Genomic DNA, 16,519 nt, shown 5'->3' with positions numbered 1-16,519 from the left:
GCTATCCTCCAACTATTTATATTTATTTGTTCTAATTTTATAGATCATAATCCAAAATACTGAGGATAATCGGTTTAAAGCTTTTATTAAATCTTCTCTTTCAACTTGTCCATATTCTCCTTTAAAAGCTTCATATGCAGCAAGTTCAACCTCTCTTGTTAGTGTTCTTATACTATTTATCTCAACTACCATTTCTCCCATTTCATAATTTGGAAATTCATGACCTATTCCAAAGTATTTTTTAGGATAATGAGATTGTTCTCTTAGTTCTTCAGGTGTCAATCCTAAAAGCTTAAATTCTTCTAATTTTTCTTCTAAAACTTCACATCTCATTATAGTTCTAACAAACACCAAAACTTCTTGAAGATCTTTTAGTAACTTTTTCATGTCATGCTTTTGACATAAAATCTGAGCTTGTAAAATTCTAGCTTCTAAGGAATCTACCTTGCCTCTTAAAACAATTCTTTTATGATCTTTAAATACTAGTAAATTACCGTTTAAAGAAGTCATATGTTCAGGTTTTTCGTCTAAGTTAGCTCCAAATACAGTAACATACTTATATCTTTTTTCTTGTTTTACATCAGCTTTTTCTTCACTAGATTTATTTTTTTCTATTTCATCTAATGAATCTACGTATTTTAAAACTATGTTCTTGTCAGTTAAATACGATTTTGCTGAAGGAGTTATAATTTGACCTTTTTGTATATAAAACTCTTTTACATCTGTATGTCCTATTTTTTTTCTTACTTCACTTTCTGTTAAAACACCCATATCCTCACAACTCCTATCGGATGTGTAAAAAGGGGTGTCTCAATTGAAACAACCCCTATTTACTTAAATTTTTATTACTTTTCGCTAACTTTTGGTAATATAGCGTCTACTTCAAAGTGTGGTCTTGGTATAACGTGTACTGATACTAATTCTCCTACTCTTTCAGCTGCAGCTGCTCCTGCATCTGTTGCTGCTTTAACAGCTCCAACATCTCCTCTTACCATTACTGTAACTAATCCTCCACCAACTTGCTCTTTTCCAACTAATTGAACGTTTGCTGCTTTAACCATTGCATCTGCTGCTTCTATTGCTCCTACTAATCCTTTAGTTTCTATCATTCCTAATGCGTTTGCGTTTGCCATAATCTTATCCTCCAAAATTTTTATAGTTTATTTTAATTTTAATTTTTATTTAATATAATTTTTAATTATCTCAATTCTTCAATTATTCTTTTCACTAAAATATTTATTAAGTCTTCGTTGTCACCTAAAGATATATTTGCATTTGTATTTTGAGGTCTATCTCCTCTTATTTCTTCCATTTCTTTAACTCCATAGGCTACTTTTTTAATATTTATTAAATCAAGTGGTCCTATATTGTTTGATGTTGAACTTCCACCTATAGCTCCACATCCTAATGTTAGAGCTGGAGTTAAGTTTGTTGAAGCTCCTATTCCTCCAAGAGTAGATGGAGTATTTACTAAAACTCTAGATACTGGCATATGAAGAGCAAATATTTTTACTAGTTCTTCATTGTTTGCATGCATTGAGAATGTATGCCCAGCCCCTTCATTTAATAGTATTTCTCTACATCTAGTTATTACAGAATCTATATTTTTTTCTACATAGAATGCAAGTATTGGTGTAAGCTTTTCTCTAGAGTAAGCTACATCTGGTCCTACTTTTGTTTCTCTTGCTACTAAAACTTTAGCTGTGCTTGGTACGTTGTTTAAATTTGCTAATTTACAAATAGTTTCAACACTTTTACCAACTATTTGAGGATTCATAGTTCCATTAGCTCTCATTATGAATTTTGAAAGTTTTTGACTTTCCTCTTCATTTAATAAGTAAGCTCCTTGATTTTTAAGTTCACTTACAACTTCATTTTCAATAGATTCTTCTATTACTATAGATTGTTCTGATGCACATATAGTTCCATTATCAAATGTTTTAGAATCTATTATTCTCTTAACAGCTAGTTTGATATCTGCACTTTTATCTATAAAAGCTGGTCCATTTCCAGGTCCAACCCCTATAGCTGGTGTTCCTGATGAATATGCAGCTTTAACCATTGCTTCTCCACCTGTTGCAAGTATTAATGAAGTTAATTTATGCTTCATTAATTCACTTGTCCCTTGTAAACTAGGTGTTGTTATACATCCTATTGCATCTTTTGGGCATCCTGCATTAACTGCTGCATTTCTTATTATTTCTATAGTCTCAAGGATGCATTTTTTAGCATTTGGATGAGGAGAAAATACTATGGCATTTCCACCTTTTAAAGCAATCATAGCTTTATATATTACAGTAGACGTTGGGTTAGTTGATGGTATAAGTCCAGCTACAACTCCAACTGGTGTTGCTATGTCTATAGTTTTGTTTTCTCTATCTTCACCTATTATCCCAACTGTTTTTGTATCTTTTAAAGTTTCATAAACCATCTTAGATGCAAATACATTTTTAATTATTTTATCTTCATATTTTCCAAATCCAGTTTCTTCATTAGCCATTTTAGCTAACTTTTCAGCATTTTCAAATCCTGCATCTGCAATAGCTTTTACTATTTTATCTATTTGTTCTTGGTTCATAGATTCTAGTTTTTGCTGTGCAGCTTTAGCATTTTTCACAAGAGTTCTAACTTCTTGTATTGATACTAAATCTTTATCTAAAAGTGTCATCTCTACTCATCCTCTCTATAAAACTTATCTACTAAAGAAATTAATTCTTCTTTCTTTAAAGCATTTAATTCTTTATATGTCTTCTTTGATCCCAATGACTTAGCTAAGTTTTTAAGTTCTTTTACACTAAGATTTGATAAATTAGGTTTTTCTAACTCATCTTTCTTCTCATTGTTTTCTTCTACGTCTACACTATCTATTTCTATCTCTTCTTGAATATCTTCAACTTCTTTTATTTCAACTTCTGTTTCTATTTCTTCTATTTCATGTACAGTTTCTTCTTCTGCATTTTTAATATCTTCTTTTTTAAATAAAGCATCGTGTACATCTGGATGTAATCTTGGTATCACATGTGTAGCTCTTAATACTCCTACTTTCTCAGCAGCATACTTAGCAGCTTCTATTGCTGACTTTACAGCTCCAACATCTCCACTTACTTCAATTGTAACTATGCCTTGTCCTACCTTTTGTATTCCAACAACTTCTACGCTTGCAGATTTTAAACAAACATCTAGAGCTTCTATCGCAGCAACATAACCAATTGTTTCAACTAATCCTAAAGCATTCATTATCTAACCTTAAAATCCTGTTGGGTTATCTGCTACAGCTATAACCGCCTGTGCAAAAGCATCGCATGCTGCCTTACAAGCTGACTGCGAACCTGTAAGAAGTGCTCCTGCAAAGTTTGTTTCTGTAGGTGGTTCAAATAACTCACATAAAGAAACGTCTGCTGCTTTAAGTGCTGCATCTAAAGCATACATTGCTTCAAGTGGAGGTGCTACTAGATAAGCTAATGCCTCTCCTTCTCTTATGTTTGCTACCTTAGAAAGGTAAGTTCCTGTTCTTGAAACACAGTGAGCATAATATGCTATTGAGTCATCATCATTAGCACTTATAAAAGTTGCTCCATATTCCATAAAATCTAAAACTGCATTTAATCCACTTCTTACTTCTGCTGGACTTGGTCCTGCTATAATTCCGATTACTTCTCCAGCTAATTTCGTTGAAGCGTTTGCAGCTCCTGCATACATTGACTTTGCATAAACTACATCTACTTCAGCAGCTTTCGTTGCTTCATCAAGAGCAGTATATGTTACATCATCACAATCAGCTGTTATTAATCCTAAACTTTTATGATGTTGCTCTAAATTTAATTTTTTAGCCATTTCTGGACTTACATTTGAAATTATTTTTACTCCTAGGACATTAGGGCGTATTGCATCATTTTTCATAGTTTAACTCCTCCTATATAGATTACTTAAGATCTATTCCTGAAACTTTTTTCTCTAACATAGTTTTTATTAATTCTGCTATGTGTGCACCAGCCTCAACTGCTGTAGTTCCACCTTTGTGGATATTTGATATAACAGTTCGCTTAGCTTCTGCCATTCCTATATATGGTTTGTATGCAATGTATGCTGACATAGATTCTGCAGTTACAAGACCTGGTCTTTCTCCTACTAACATACATATAACTTCGCTTCCTAATTCTTCGCCTAGGTGATCCATAGCTCCAACTCTACAGTGTTTAACAAATAATATTTCACTAGAATCTATTCCATACATTTTTAAACCTTGCTTTATAGCTGGTACTATATCTTTTAAGTTAGCTTCTATTGCTGCTGAACTTAATCCATCTCCTGCCATTAATAATACTTTTTGATTAGTTCCAAACTTAGACTTTACCTTATCTATAGTTTCTTTTGAAAATCTTCTTCCAAGATCTGGTCTTGTTATATATTCATCTTTACTTTCACAAAGTGTTTCAACTTCGAATAAGTTATTTTCTTTTATAAATTCATCAGAAACATATGAGAAAACAGAGTCTTGCGCCGCAGCATGGTCTGCTCTAAATCTTAGTGCAGTAGCTGTTTTATATCTTGCTCCACATCTTCCAGTTCCTAATCTTGCAGGAGTTTTTGCTTTCATATCTAAGTAAGCATCTTTATCCTTTGGATTTTCAACTAATAATTGTTTCTTTATATCTACTGTTGTTATATCTTCTATAAATTCATCATTTCCATCTATTTGTGTAGCAACCTGCTTTGTTACCTCGTTTATTGAGTTTGTGTCAACTTGTCCAACCATTTGGCCAACTAGTTGTTCTACTAATGCTTTTAAATCTTTTTCGTTCATAACTTAGCCCCCTATCCTAATAATATAGATCCATCTCCTGCTTTTTCTAATAACTTACCATCTTTACTAAATTCCATATTTTCTAACCAGCTGTCAAACTTCTTAATTGCTGTTAATCCAAACATTTCTCTAAGAGCAGCTGTTTCATGGTATCCTGTTGTTTGATAGTTAAGCATTACATCATCTCCATGAGGTATTCCCATAAAGTATGTACATCCTGCTGCTGTTAATAAAATAGCTAAATTTTCTATATCATTTTGATCTGCTTTCATATGATTTGTGTAACAAGCATCAACACCCATTGGTAATCCGCTTAATTTACCCATAAAGTGATCTTCAAGTCCCGCTCTTATAACTTCTTTTGCATCGTATAAGTATTCAGGCCCTATAAAACCAACAACTGTATTTACTAAGAAAGGATTAAATCTCTTTGCAAATCCATAACATCTAGCTTCCATAGTAACCTGATCTATTCCATGGTGAGCTTCTGATGAAAGTTCTGAACCTTGTCCTGTTTCAAAGTACATTACATTCGGTCCTGTGCAAGTTCCTTGTTTTAAAACTAATTGTCTTGCTTCTTCAATTGTTGCAGCATCAAATCCAAATGCTTCATTTCCCTTTTGAGAACCTGCAATTGATTGGAATATAAGGTCTGTTGGAGCACCTTTTCTAACAGCTTCCATTTGAGTAGTAACGTGTGCAAGTACACAAATTTGAGTAGGTATATCAAATTTTTGTTTTACTTCTTCAAATCTTTTTAAAACTTTAGTTACACTCTCAACTGAGTCATCAACAGGGTTTAATCCAAGTACTGCATCTCCTATTCCATAAGTTAATCCTTCTAAAAGTGATGCTAAAATTCCATCTGGATCATCTGTTGGATGGTTTGGTTGAAGTCTTGCTGATAAAGTTCCTGGTTCTCCTATTGTTGTGTTACAATGTGCTTTTACTATTATTTTTTTAGCTGCATAAACTAAATCCATATTAGACATTAATTTTGCAACTGCAGCTATCATTTCAGAAGTTAATCCTCTTGAAATTCTGCTTATATCATCACCTGTAGTGTTTGAGTCTAGTAACCACTCTCTTAGGTCTGATACTGTCCAATCTTTTATTTCCTCATATATTTTTTCATTTAAGTCATCCATTATTATTCTTGTAACTTCATCTATTTCATAAGGTACAGCTGGGTTATTTTTTATATCTTCTAACTTTATATTAGATAAAACAACCTTAGCTGCAACTCTTTCTTCTGAAGAAGTAGCCGCAACGCCTGCTAACTTATCTCCTGATTTTTCTTCATTAGCCTTAGCCATTACATCGTATAACCCATTAAACTTATACGTATGTCCAAATAGTTTCGTTTGTAAAATCATTGACTTACCTCCTTTTATTAGTTAAAAACCAGTGTCTTTATTACTACTGGTAATACTTGACCTTGTGCTATTGGCTTTCCAATATCTATATAATCTCCATTTTCAACTTTAACGCTATCTAGGCATATTAAGTTCTTTTTAAAGTTCAATTTGGAATACATACTTTGACCTAAAACTTTAGCCATATCACATTCAACAATAACTATAAATTCTAAATCTCTATCGATTATTTCTTGCATTCCATCTACTAGTCCATCTGCATATGTTTGTATGTCTGAGAAACTAGGATTTGATTTACCTTCAATAGCAATTACAATATTTTGAAGATCATTTTCTAATTTAAACCAATTTAATTTATTTTTTATTGCTTTACTTATGTGCTGACTATCTCCTATTTCATCTTCCTTTGATAATTTTAAAACTGGTAAATTTTTAAGAGGAAAACTTTCGCTAGTATATGTTATAGTACTTCCACTAACCTCAGTTGTATGAGACCCTGCTCCTACAACAGTTGCTCTTATAGTTTCCATAGATCTTATAATTTTAAGATTTTTGAATTCTTCACAGTTTTTAATAGCTTGACCAAGTAAAATACCTATGTCTCCATATTTAAAGTAGTCATCAATTTCGCCATCATAATAAACGTAATCTGCAACTCCACCAGAGAAAGATATACATTTTATATCTTCATCTAATTTAATATTTTTGTTGGTAACTATATAATCAAATAGTTCACTTTTAGGTCTTATGCCTACACTTTCAAGCAACAGTTTAACCATTATATCTATAACAGGCTTTAAATTTTCAACTGTAGCAATAGTTCCTAAATCTAAATTTAAATTGTTATTTTTTATAATCTCTTTGATTTTAGGTGATATATATATAATTTCTTTTGTTGACTTATCAATTTTTATAAGCCTTCCACCTATGTCTAGACATCCAGTGTCACAAACTTCGCCTCTTTTAAAAAGCGCTAAGTTTGTTGTTCCTCCTCCTATGTCTAGATTAACAACACTCGTTGAGTGTTCTTTTGAATATATATGTGCTCCTGCTCCTTTTCCAGAAATAATACTTTCTAAGTCAGGTCCAGCTGTTGCAACTACAAAGTCTCCTGCAAAACCACTTAATGAATGAAGTACATCATTTGCATTTTCTTTTCTAGCAGTTTCACCTGTTATAATAACTGCTCCAGTTTGTATATCTGATTTACAAATATTAGCTTTTTTGTACTCTAGTTCTACTAGTTCTTTAATTTTATCTCTATCAATCTCAGTGTTAGAAATAAGTGGAGTAAAATAAACTTCACTCTTGTAAATAATTTCTTTATCTACAATACTAATTCTTGGAACTGAAAAGCTTGAAGCCATATTTTCTACTATTAACTTTGAAAATATAAGTTGTGTAGTACTTGTTCCTATATCAATTCCAACACTTAATAACTCTTCTTTCATTTATTCACCTCCATACACAAAGTGTGTTTTAAACAAGCAAAGAGGCTTAAAGTTATAATAAGTTTAGGCATATATTTACCTAACTTATCAATAACCTTAAGCCCCTTTGCTTAATTAATACTACCACCTTGTAGATATAGTTATTAATACATATATTAAATTATTTTGGAATTTTAAAAATTATTTTTGTTCCTTTATCAGTGGATATTTTTTCAACATCACCTTTTAGAACCTGTTTTATGTAGCTATCTATTATAAATGTACCTAAATTAGTTTTTAATTTAGCATCATTTTTAAATCCAATTCCATCATCAACGATAGCTATAATATTTTTATTTCCTTCTTCATTTACTAGTACTTGTATATTACCACTCTCTTTACCTTCAAAAGCATGGTCATAACAGTTTTGGATAGCTTCATTTATAGCTAGTAGCAATGCACTGGATTTTTCTCCATTTATTTTAAAATCTTCACCTGTAATGTATATGTTTATATTTTTATCATCACAATATCCACCTTGAATATTGCTGATTAATAAGTTTATAGCCTGTAATATACTTATACTATTATCCATTTGCTTTGATAACAAATGATGATTAGATAGTATTGCAAATACCCTGTTAGTCACATTGTCTAGACACATCTTAACTTCTTCGTTATCTGTTAGTCTACTTTGTTTTCTAAGCAAGGAAATTACAGTTTGAAGATTATTTTTTACTCTATGATGAGTTTCTTTAACTGCAATTGATTTAAAAACTAGTTCTGCTTCTTTTTCTTTCAATTCAGTTATATCTTGTATTATTTGAATTACTCTAAGTTCTTCAGATTTTCTAACTATTGTTTTTACTTCAAAGAAGCAATAATTTATATTTACTTCTCTTACTTGTTCTATTTTATGACTTTTTATAATATCAATAAATTTCTCACTTTCTAGTGATATCTCGTCATACTTAACATCTTCTAAATCTTGTTTCATTCCTATAGCTTCATATATCTTCACAGTATTTTTATTCTTAAATTTTAAATTTCCATATTTATCAAACACAAGTATAGCAGCATTTAAATTATCAGTTATAAAACTGTTTTGCTTTATTAAGTTTATTAATTCTTTTGATTCTTTTTTATTTGTATCAAATTCATCTTTTAACTCTTTACTTATGTCTTTTTCTACAATCAATACTGCAATTGTTTTATCATTTAGTTCTATAGGTTGTATGCTTTGCCTCACAAGTTTATACTCTTGTGTCAAAGCTTTTATATCTTTTGAGGTAACTCCTGTTAGTAGTGTATTTATAACTCCTGGTTCATTTATACTCAAAGCCTTTTTTCCTACTACAGTATTTTTGTAAATAGAATTATTTTTAGCTTTTCCATGAGCCACTACAATAGCCTCTTCTTGGTTTTTCGTTAATATGTCTATAAAGACATCGCTTTCATAAAAGTTAGCCATTAGATCTAAGGATTTTGAAATATCAATTACTTTGTCAATTTCTTCACTATTTAAGTTAGAATACTCTTGACATAACTCTTTTATCATATGATTATTCCTCGTAACCTATAATAATAGTTTTTGCAATTTCAAGCATAGAAGTTCTTTTATCCATACTAAGTTTTCTTATTCTTGTATATGCTTCTTCCTCATCAATTTCAAATTCTCTTATAAGTATCCCTTTAGCTCTTTCTACTAACTTCCTTTCAGTCAACTTATTGCTTATCTTATCGAGGTCTTTTTTCATCTTTTCAAATTCTCTTACTTTACCTATACACATTTCAACTGTAGGTATAAATATTTTTTCATTAATAGGTTTTACTAGGTATCCAAAGGCACCTATTTCTTTTGCTTTTTTCAAATACTCATCGCCTTCAAAAGAAGTTGATAAAAGTATTCCTCCTGCTAAGTTATCTTTTGTTATTATCTTACCAGCTTTAAGTCCATCTAACATTGGCATATCTATATCCATTATAACTAAATCGGGATTATACTTTTTGCATGCTTCAACAGCTTCAAATCCATCACATGCTTCTCCAACAACATTATATCCTCTGTCAGTTAAAATGTCTTTTATATCCATTCTGATTATTGGTTCATCATCGACTACCAATATATTTCCTTTCATATGTTGCCACCTCACTTTAGCTAACTTAAATATTCAAATAACTCTTCAATACCTATGCCTTTGATAGTATCTACTAAAAATATCTCATTAACACCTGCCATTTTAAGCTTTTCTTTTGCTAGTTCAATTTCATCTTCATTTGCTATATCTATTTTTGTAATTATTCCTATTACATTTTTAGCAAACATACTAGCAAAGCCTGGTGCAATATATCCTTCACCTTGTGTAGGGTCGTATACTAATGCTATAGTTTTTGCATCTACAGCTGTAGTTATAAGTGCACTATACAAACTTCTATTTTCAATATATTCTCCAGGTGTATCTATTGATTGATTGTATAATTCAACTGATTGAGTTTTATTATACTTTATTTCTAAATCATCAAGCTTTTGGCATAGTGTTGTTTTTCCACTACCTGTTTTACCCATAAATATTATATTTTTCATAATTAAGTCCTCGTTATCTTTGTTGATGTAAAGTTTAACATATTTCCTAGCACTTCTACAACTTCATTAAGTGCTGATTCAACAGAACTTATATCTCCTGTGACAACTACAGATCCACTAAATCTATCTATAAATCCTAATTGTACACCTGATGCTTTTGTTGCTACATCTGCAGCTATAATCGATGCTTCACTTGGAGTTATTGTAAGTATGCCTATTGCATCTTTTTTATCTATTATAAGTCCTAATTTTTTGTATATATCTTCATTTGGATTCGCTATTACATGTGCTAATGTAACTTGTTTTCCAGGAACGTATTCCTGAATAACTCTACTTTTAGTTTCTTCTGTCATTTTGAAACCTTCTTTCTTAAATCAAATAAAGCTCCTTAAAAATATATACTATCAATATATCTTTAAGAAGCTCCGTTGCTTTTTAATCAATTATCACGCCCTTGTGATAATTTAATTATAGATATACGTTTTCCACTTGTCAATATTTATTTCAAAATATTTAAAAAACCATTTTACTAAGTTTTTATTAAATTATTTGTTTTAATATGTCGATTATTCCCGAATCATTTGGAATTCTAGGGTTTGTCTTAGTACATCCATCTTTTAACGCTAATTGTGCAATTTCTGGTAATAAATTTTCCACATCGACTTTATTAACTTTACAGTCTGTTAATTTCATCGGCATGTTCATACTTTTTTGCATTTTCTTAATTTCATTTACTAAATTTTTCACACCTAATCTAACATTAGAAGATTCTAGCCCTAACATTTTAGCTATTTGTGCATATTTCTTAGCAGTGTCTGAGTAAGATGCATTATTGTATCCTGAAATATTAGCATTATATTCTATAACATAAGGAAGTAATATTGAGTTGGTTCTTCCATGAGGTATATGGAACTTTGCACCTACTATATGTGCTATTCCATGATTTAATCCTAATGAAGCTTGGTTAAATGCTAATCCCGCCATACATGATGCATTGTGCATTTTTTCTCTAGCTTCTAAATTTGATCCATCTTTATATGCATCAATTAAATATTCGTGTACAAGTTTTATTGCCTTTTCTGCTAATGCATCCGAAAAATCATTACTATCAGTTGATACATAAGCTTCTATAGCATGAGTTAATACATCCATACCAGTATCTGCTGTTATAAAGTTCGGAACAGTTTTTACTAGTTCTGGGTCCAATATAGCTTTATTAGGTATCAAATCATCTGAAACAAGTGGATATTTTGTACCTTTTTGTGCATCTGTTATTACAGAAAAAGATGTTACTTCTGATCCCGTCCCACTAGTTGTAGGTATTGCAATAAACTCGATTTCATCTATCTTAAAAATTTGTTTTGAAAAATCCATTATTGCTTTAGCTGCATCAATTGCTGAGCCTCCACCCAATGCAATAATTATGTCTGGAGAATAATCTTTTATCTTTTCCATACCTTTTACAACTATTTCGATTGGAGGATCTGGCACAATTTCACTAAATATATTACAATCATTTCCTTCTAGATTGATTAATATTTTATCTATTGTTTTAGATTCAATCATAAATGGGTCTGTTATTATAAATATTTTTTTATTTTTTATATCTTTTAATGATTCTAAAGCTCCTGTACCGCAGCTTATTTTTGTCTTTATTTCAAAGTTGTACATTTGTATTTCCCCTTTTCTTTATTAAGTACAAATTTAAGTACAAAAAAGCTCCATAGATTAATCTATGGAGCTTCGTTGCTTCCTAATGCACCTCTTTGTGCTATTTTAAATATACTATATAAAATTTATCATTGTCAATAAATAAGTTATATTTTATTTACATAACTGGAAGCTTAATTATAAACTCACTTCCTTTGCCTACTTCACTATATACTAAAATATTTCCTCCATGCTCATCTACTATAGCTTTTGATATAGCCAGCCCCACACCTATACCTCCTGTGTCTTTAGATCTTGACTTATCAACCCTATAAAATCTTTCAAATATATAGTTTAATTCTTCTTTAGGTATTCCAATTCCATTGTCTTTTATAGCTATGTTTATACTATCATCATAATTTTCTACTTTAATTAAAATATTTCCTCCATAGTTTGTATATTTTATTGCATTAACTAAAATATTGACTATAACTTGAGAAAATTTTTCTTTATCTATATATGCAAAAACTTCATTTAAATCATATTCAATTTTTATATTTTTTTCTAAAGCTTTTGATTCATAAGTATATGTTATATTTTTTATAAAATCACTTAAATTAGTTTTAGTTTTATTCAACTCACTTAATGAACTATCAAATGCTGATAAGTGTTTAATTGAACCTATTAACTTCCCTAACCTTTGAACTTCTTCTCTTATACTCGTAAGTCTTTCTGGAGTCGGATCCCAAATTCCATCAATAATAGCATCTAAATGCCCTTGTATATTGGTTACAGGTGTCCTAAGCTCATGTGCTATATCAGTTGTTAACTGCTTTCTCAAAACTTCTTGCTTATTAAGCTCCTCAGCTAACATATCTATAGACTTTGTAAGTTCATTAACTTCTTTTATATTGCTCTTGTAATTTAATCTATTTTTATAGTTTCCACTTCCTATGACTTTAGCAATTTTAGATACATTTTTTATAGGGTTAGAAATAGATTTTGAAATTATTGCAGATATAATTATAACGCTTATTACAGCTACTATACTTATAAATACCATAAATTTATTCATAATATTTAAAAATTCAAGATCATCTTCCATGTAGTAAATAGAATCATAATGTATTATCCTTTCATATCCTACTAACTTTTTATCATCATATATGTCAAACTTATATTCTTTGAGTTTTCCATTCCAATTTTGATTAATACTTTTCATATTCGTTTTTATTGTATTCAATCTTTGATTTGATAATAGCTTTTCATCTTCAAAAACACTCCAAACCAAGTCCCCATTTTTATCATAAACCTCTAGAGCTATCCCTTTTCTTATTGCATCTTCACCTAAAAGTTTTATATTTTCTACATCCCATGTGTCATTGTCATATACATTTTGCAAATCAAATACAAGGTGATTTACCTCATCCTTATTGTTCTCATCAACATATTTGCTAAATACACTTTTAAACGACGAGTTTATGAATATAGAAATAATAATTGTTATTAAAGTAACTATAACTGAAAATGCTATTAAAATTTGACTATTTAGAGAAATATATTTTTTATTCTTCTTCAAATTTATATCCTACTCCATACACGGTTTTTATTATTTTGCAGTTTTTAGAGTCAACCTCTATCTTTTGTCTTAAATTTTTTATATGACTATCTATAACCCTATCAAATTTTTCTAAATGGTCCTCTACTACATTTTCTAAAAGTTCTTCTCTAGTATATATTTTTTTAGGATTTGATGCCATTACTAACAATAATTTGTATTCTGTATTAGTTAAAATAACAATTTCTCCTCTAACTTTCACTTCATGGGTTTTTGTATTTATTTCAATTTGATTTTTAAATTTTATATTTTCATTATTTTCTAAATCATGACTTCGTTTTAATACAGATTTTATTCTAAGAATTAGTTCTTTAACATTGAATGGTTTGCATATATAATCGTCACAACCTAACTCAAAACCTTCAATCCGATCATCATCTTCTGTTTTTGCACTTAACATAATTATAGATACATTTATCAATTTGCAATTATTTCTTATATAATTACAAATTTCTTCTCCACTTATATCAGGTAACATTCTATCTAGCAAAACTATATCATACTGATTGTTATCAAGATAATTGATAGCATCATTTCCATTGTATGCTATATCTGTTTTATATCCTTCTTTATCTAAATAAGCTTTTACAAACTCACAAATCTTTTTTTCATCATCTATAAGTAGTATATTTATCATCGCCTACCTCATCTCTTATTAATTTTGCTTAAAAATTAATTTTTCTTTTCCTCATTCCTACATTAAGTACTAAACCTAGAGCTGCTAAAGAACCAACCAACGAACTTGCTCCATAACTAATAAATGGAAGTGTTATTCCTGTAACAGGTATTAATGCCATAGTCATACCTATATTTTGAATAATTTGATATGCAAACATACTAGTTACTCCAATTATAATTAAGGTTCCATAAAAATCCTTTGATTCTTCTGCATCCTTTATCATCGTTAATAAAAATGCTCCATATAATAGCACTAAAGCTCCCATTCCTATTAGCCCTAATTCTTCTCCTATAACAGCAAATATAAAGTCGCTATCTGGTACTGGTAAGAAACCATTTTGACTTTGTGTTCCTTCATAAAGACCTTTACCCTTTACACCACCTGATCCTATAGCTATCATGGACTGGACAACTTGATAATTTCCTTTATAACTTAAATCATTAGGATTTAAGAAAGCTTCTATTCTAACTTTTTGATGCGGAGCTAAACACGTGTAAATTAATGGTAATAATAATACCCCTATTAAAATAGTATTTCTTATTATTTTACCATTAAGTCCTGATACAAATAGCATTCCAAACATTATACATATAAAAACTATAGTCCCTCCTAAATCTGGCTGCATTAACATTAAAAATAAGACTGGCATAGCTTTTAATACTGCTGGTATTATTTGTTTTATGGTATTTAGTTTACCTTTATATCCTTCTGCAATTTTAGCGTAACTTATTATGAAAGTAAGCTTGGCAATTTCTGATGTTTGAAGGTATAGTGGCCCTAGTTTTATCCATCTTCTAGAACCTTCTTGTACTACTCCTAATCCAGGTACCCATATAATTAATAATAATATTATAGTAAATATATAAAAAACATTATAAAATTTACCTATTTTAATATAGTCAATTTTTATAGTGAAAATTATTAACGTAACCCCTATTCCAAATGCCAACAATTGTTTCATTATTTCTCTATAGTTACCGGTTCTATTTGCATGAGTTGCAGTTGTTAGCATTACAAGTCCAAATATAAATATAAGTGTAACATTTAATATTAATCTCCAGTTTAAATTTTTTATATGCTTAAGTGTTAATTTTCCCATAATCATAATCCTCTTTCTAATTTCTATTTTCCAGTTATATAAACTACAAATTTATAAATGGATTATAAAAATTAATTATGGAGAAATTATGGAGATTATTTGAGAGTACACATAAAAGGGATATTTTAAAATATCCCTTTTATGTGTACTCTATTTATTTATAAATAATTTAAATCTTATAATCTTTTCATTGGATCTAATTCTTTTTCTATTTCTAAATCTTTATGTTCTTGTTCTAACTCTTTTTCTCCAAATAGTTCTCTATCTTTCAGTTCTTCATCTTTTTTTATTTCTTCATAATCTTTTTCATTCATATTAGATTTCATTTCATTTTTCTCCAATCTTTGTATAATTATGTTAATAAATATACCCTTAATTTTCCTATATAATCATACAACCAAATTGAATGAAATTTTTTTACACAACTTAGAAAATGAAATTATCTATTAATCTTGTATTTCCGATAAAAACAGCTACTGCAATCAACGAACCATCCTCAATAGTTTTTGTGTTTTTTATAGTGTTATTATCAACTATACTTACATAATCAATTTTTGCTAAAGGTTCTTTATTAATTTCATTTTTTATAAAGTCAATTACATTTTTAGAATCTCTTTCTCCACTTTTTATTAAAGCTTTTGCTTTTTTTAATGATTTGTTTATTATAGTTGAAGCTTGTCTTTCTTCTTTACTCAAATATGTATTTCTTGAACTCTTAGCTAATCCATCAGCTTCTCTAACTATAGGGCAACTTACAATTTCAATATCAAAATTTAAATCTGTTACCATTTGCTTTATTATAGAAAGTTGTTGCGCATCTTTTTGTCCAAAATATGCTTTATCTGGATTTACTATATTAAATAGCTTACTCACAACTGTACAAACTCCCCTAAAATGAGTTGGTCTGCTTTTCCCGCATAGTCCAGAAGTTAAATTATTCAAGTCTACAAAAGTGCTAAATCCATCTGTATACATTTCTTCAACACTTGGATTAAATATTAAACTAGCTCCATTTTTTTCACATATATCACTATCCCTATCTATATTCCTTGGATATGTAGATAAATCTTCATTTATTCCAAATTGCATTGGATTTACAAATATACTTACAATCACTTTGTCATTATCCTCACTAGCCTTTTTTATTAAGCTTTCATGTCCTTCATGTAGGTATCCCATAGTAGGTACAAGTGCTACACTTAATCCATCATTTTTCCAATCCTTAACTTGTTTTCTTATTTCTTTTATGTTATTTATAATCTTCATGTCCAAATCCCCT

The 16,519-nt window shown here is 29.6% G+C and carries 18 protein-coding genes; all 18 read right to left on the bottom strand.

The features are described 5' to 3' along the window. Positions 1–12: 12 nt before the first annotated feature. The 18 genes from ACN6I1_RS04325 to panC all read right to left on the bottom strand — a co-directional run bounded on the left by ACN6I1_RS04325 (position 13) and on the right by panC (position 16,506). Entirely contained in the window at positions 13–771 is a 759-nt protein-coding gene (locus tag ACN6I1_RS04325; protein ID WP_419742845.1) for a cobalamin adenosyltransferase, read from the bottom strand. 74 nt (positions 772–845) lie between these two features. Then, positions 846–1,133: an ethanolamine utilization microcompartment protein EutM gene (eutM, locus tag ACN6I1_RS04320; protein WP_021429341.1), complete on the bottom strand. Its 288-nt coding sequence runs from the start codon at positions 1,131–1,133 to the stop codon at positions 846–848. A gap of 65 nt (positions 1,134–1,198) precedes the next feature. After that, positions 1,199–2,668 (bottom strand): acetaldehyde dehydrogenase (acetylating), encoded by a 1,470-nt coding sequence (locus tag ACN6I1_RS04315; RefSeq protein WP_419742844.1) that lies wholly within the window; start codon positions 2,666–2,668, stop codon positions 1,199–1,201. A gap of 2 nt (positions 2,669–2,670) precedes the next feature. Beyond that, on the bottom strand, positions 2,671–3,237 hold the full coding sequence (locus ACN6I1_RS04310) for a BMC domain-containing protein (RefSeq protein WP_278548244.1): 567 nt from the start codon (positions 3,235–3,237) through the stop codon (positions 2,671–2,673). A 9-nt stretch (positions 3,238–3,246) separates the two neighbouring features. Continuing rightward, positions 3,247–3,900, bottom strand: a complete 654-nt coding sequence (gene eutL / locus ACN6I1_RS04305) for an ethanolamine utilization microcompartment protein EutL (RefSeq protein ID WP_021429304.1) — start codon at positions 3,898–3,900, stop codon at positions 3,247–3,249. 22 nt (positions 3,901–3,922) lie between these two features. Next, a complete protein-coding gene (gene eutC / locus ACN6I1_RS04300; RefSeq protein ID WP_419742843.1) occupies positions 3,923–4,804 on the bottom strand; it encodes an ethanolamine ammonia-lyase subunit EutC in 882 nt (293 codons plus the stop codon). Between the two features lie 11 nt (positions 4,805–4,815). Next, on the bottom strand, positions 4,816–6,180 hold the full coding sequence (locus ACN6I1_RS04295; RefSeq protein WP_021429282.1) for an ethanolamine ammonia-lyase subunit EutB: 1,365 nt from the start codon (positions 6,178–6,180) through the stop codon (positions 4,816–4,818). A gap of 17 nt (positions 6,181–6,197) precedes the next feature. After that, positions 6,198–7,631: an ethanolamine ammonia-lyase reactivating factor EutA gene (eutA, locus tag ACN6I1_RS04290; protein WP_021432399.1), complete on the bottom strand. Its 1,434-nt coding sequence runs from the start codon at positions 7,629–7,631 to the stop codon at positions 6,198–6,200. Positions 7,632–7,791: 160 nt separating this feature from the next. After that, positions 7,792–9,168 (bottom strand): histidine kinase N-terminal domain-containing protein, encoded by a 1,377-nt coding sequence (locus tag ACN6I1_RS04285; protein ID WP_419742842.1) that lies wholly within the window; start codon positions 9,166–9,168, stop codon positions 7,792–7,794. A gap of 4 nt (positions 9,169–9,172) precedes the next feature. Next, positions 9,173–9,748 carry an ANTAR domain-containing response regulator gene (locus tag ACN6I1_RS04280; protein WP_021432397.1) on the bottom strand — a complete coding sequence of 192 codons (576 nt, stop codon included), beginning with the start codon at positions 9,746–9,748 and terminating at the stop codon, positions 9,173–9,175. Between the two features lie 20 nt (positions 9,749–9,768). Continuing rightward, on the bottom strand, positions 9,769–10,194 hold the full coding sequence (locus ACN6I1_RS04275; RefSeq protein WP_021432396.1) for a EutP/PduV family microcompartment system protein: 426 nt from the start codon (positions 10,192–10,194) through the stop codon (positions 9,769–9,771). A 2-nt stretch (positions 10,195–10,196) separates the two neighbouring features. Then, entirely contained in the window at positions 10,197–10,547 is a 351-nt protein-coding gene (gene eutS, locus ACN6I1_RS04270) for an ethanolamine utilization microcompartment protein EutS (RefSeq protein ID WP_021429273.1), read from the bottom strand. Positions 10,548–10,734: 187 nt separating this feature from the next. Next, the gene (locus ACN6I1_RS04265) at positions 10,735–11,865 is read right to left on the bottom strand and encodes a 1-propanol dehydrogenase PduQ (protein WP_419742841.1); all 1,131 of its coding nucleotides are present in this window, start codon (positions 11,863–11,865) and stop codon (positions 10,735–10,737) included. Positions 11,866–12,022: 157 nt separating this feature from the next. Continuing rightward, entirely contained in the window at positions 12,023–13,423 is a 1,401-nt protein-coding gene (locus tag ACN6I1_RS04260) for a sensor histidine kinase (protein WP_419742840.1), read from the bottom strand. Then, the gene (locus tag ACN6I1_RS04255; protein ID WP_419742839.1) at positions 13,410–14,099 is read right to left on the bottom strand and encodes a response regulator transcription factor; all 690 of its coding nucleotides are present in this window, start codon (positions 14,097–14,099) and stop codon (positions 13,410–13,412) included. Before ACN6I1_RS04255 ends, ACN6I1_RS04260 begins: the two co-directional genes overlap by 14 nt. A 28-nt stretch (positions 14,100–14,127) precedes the next feature. After that, the gene (locus ACN6I1_RS04250) at positions 14,128–15,246 is read right to left on the bottom strand and encodes an FtsW/RodA/SpoVE family cell cycle protein (protein ID WP_039966016.1); all 1,119 of its coding nucleotides are present in this window, start codon (positions 15,244–15,246) and stop codon (positions 14,128–14,130) included. A 170-nt stretch (positions 15,247–15,416) separates the two neighbouring features. Then, entirely contained in the window at positions 15,417–15,566 is a 150-nt protein-coding gene (locus tag ACN6I1_RS04245; RefSeq protein WP_419742838.1) for a hypothetical protein, read from the bottom strand. Positions 15,567–15,666: 100 nt separating this feature from the next. Then, complete coding sequence (panC, locus tag ACN6I1_RS04240; RefSeq protein WP_419742837.1) at positions 15,667–16,506, bottom strand: pantoate--beta-alanine ligase; 840 nt, start codon at positions 16,504–16,506, stop codon at positions 15,667–15,669. Positions 16,507–16,519 lie beyond the last annotated feature (13 nt).

The sequence above is a fragment of the Paraclostridium dentum genome, from assembly GCF_048568265.1.
Classification (GTDB): Bacteria; Bacillota; Clostridia; order Peptostreptococcales; family Peptostreptococcaceae; genus Paraclostridium; species Paraclostridium dentum.
Note: the sequence above shows the minus strand (reverse complement) of the source record. Positions and strands in the feature narration are given on the sequence as shown.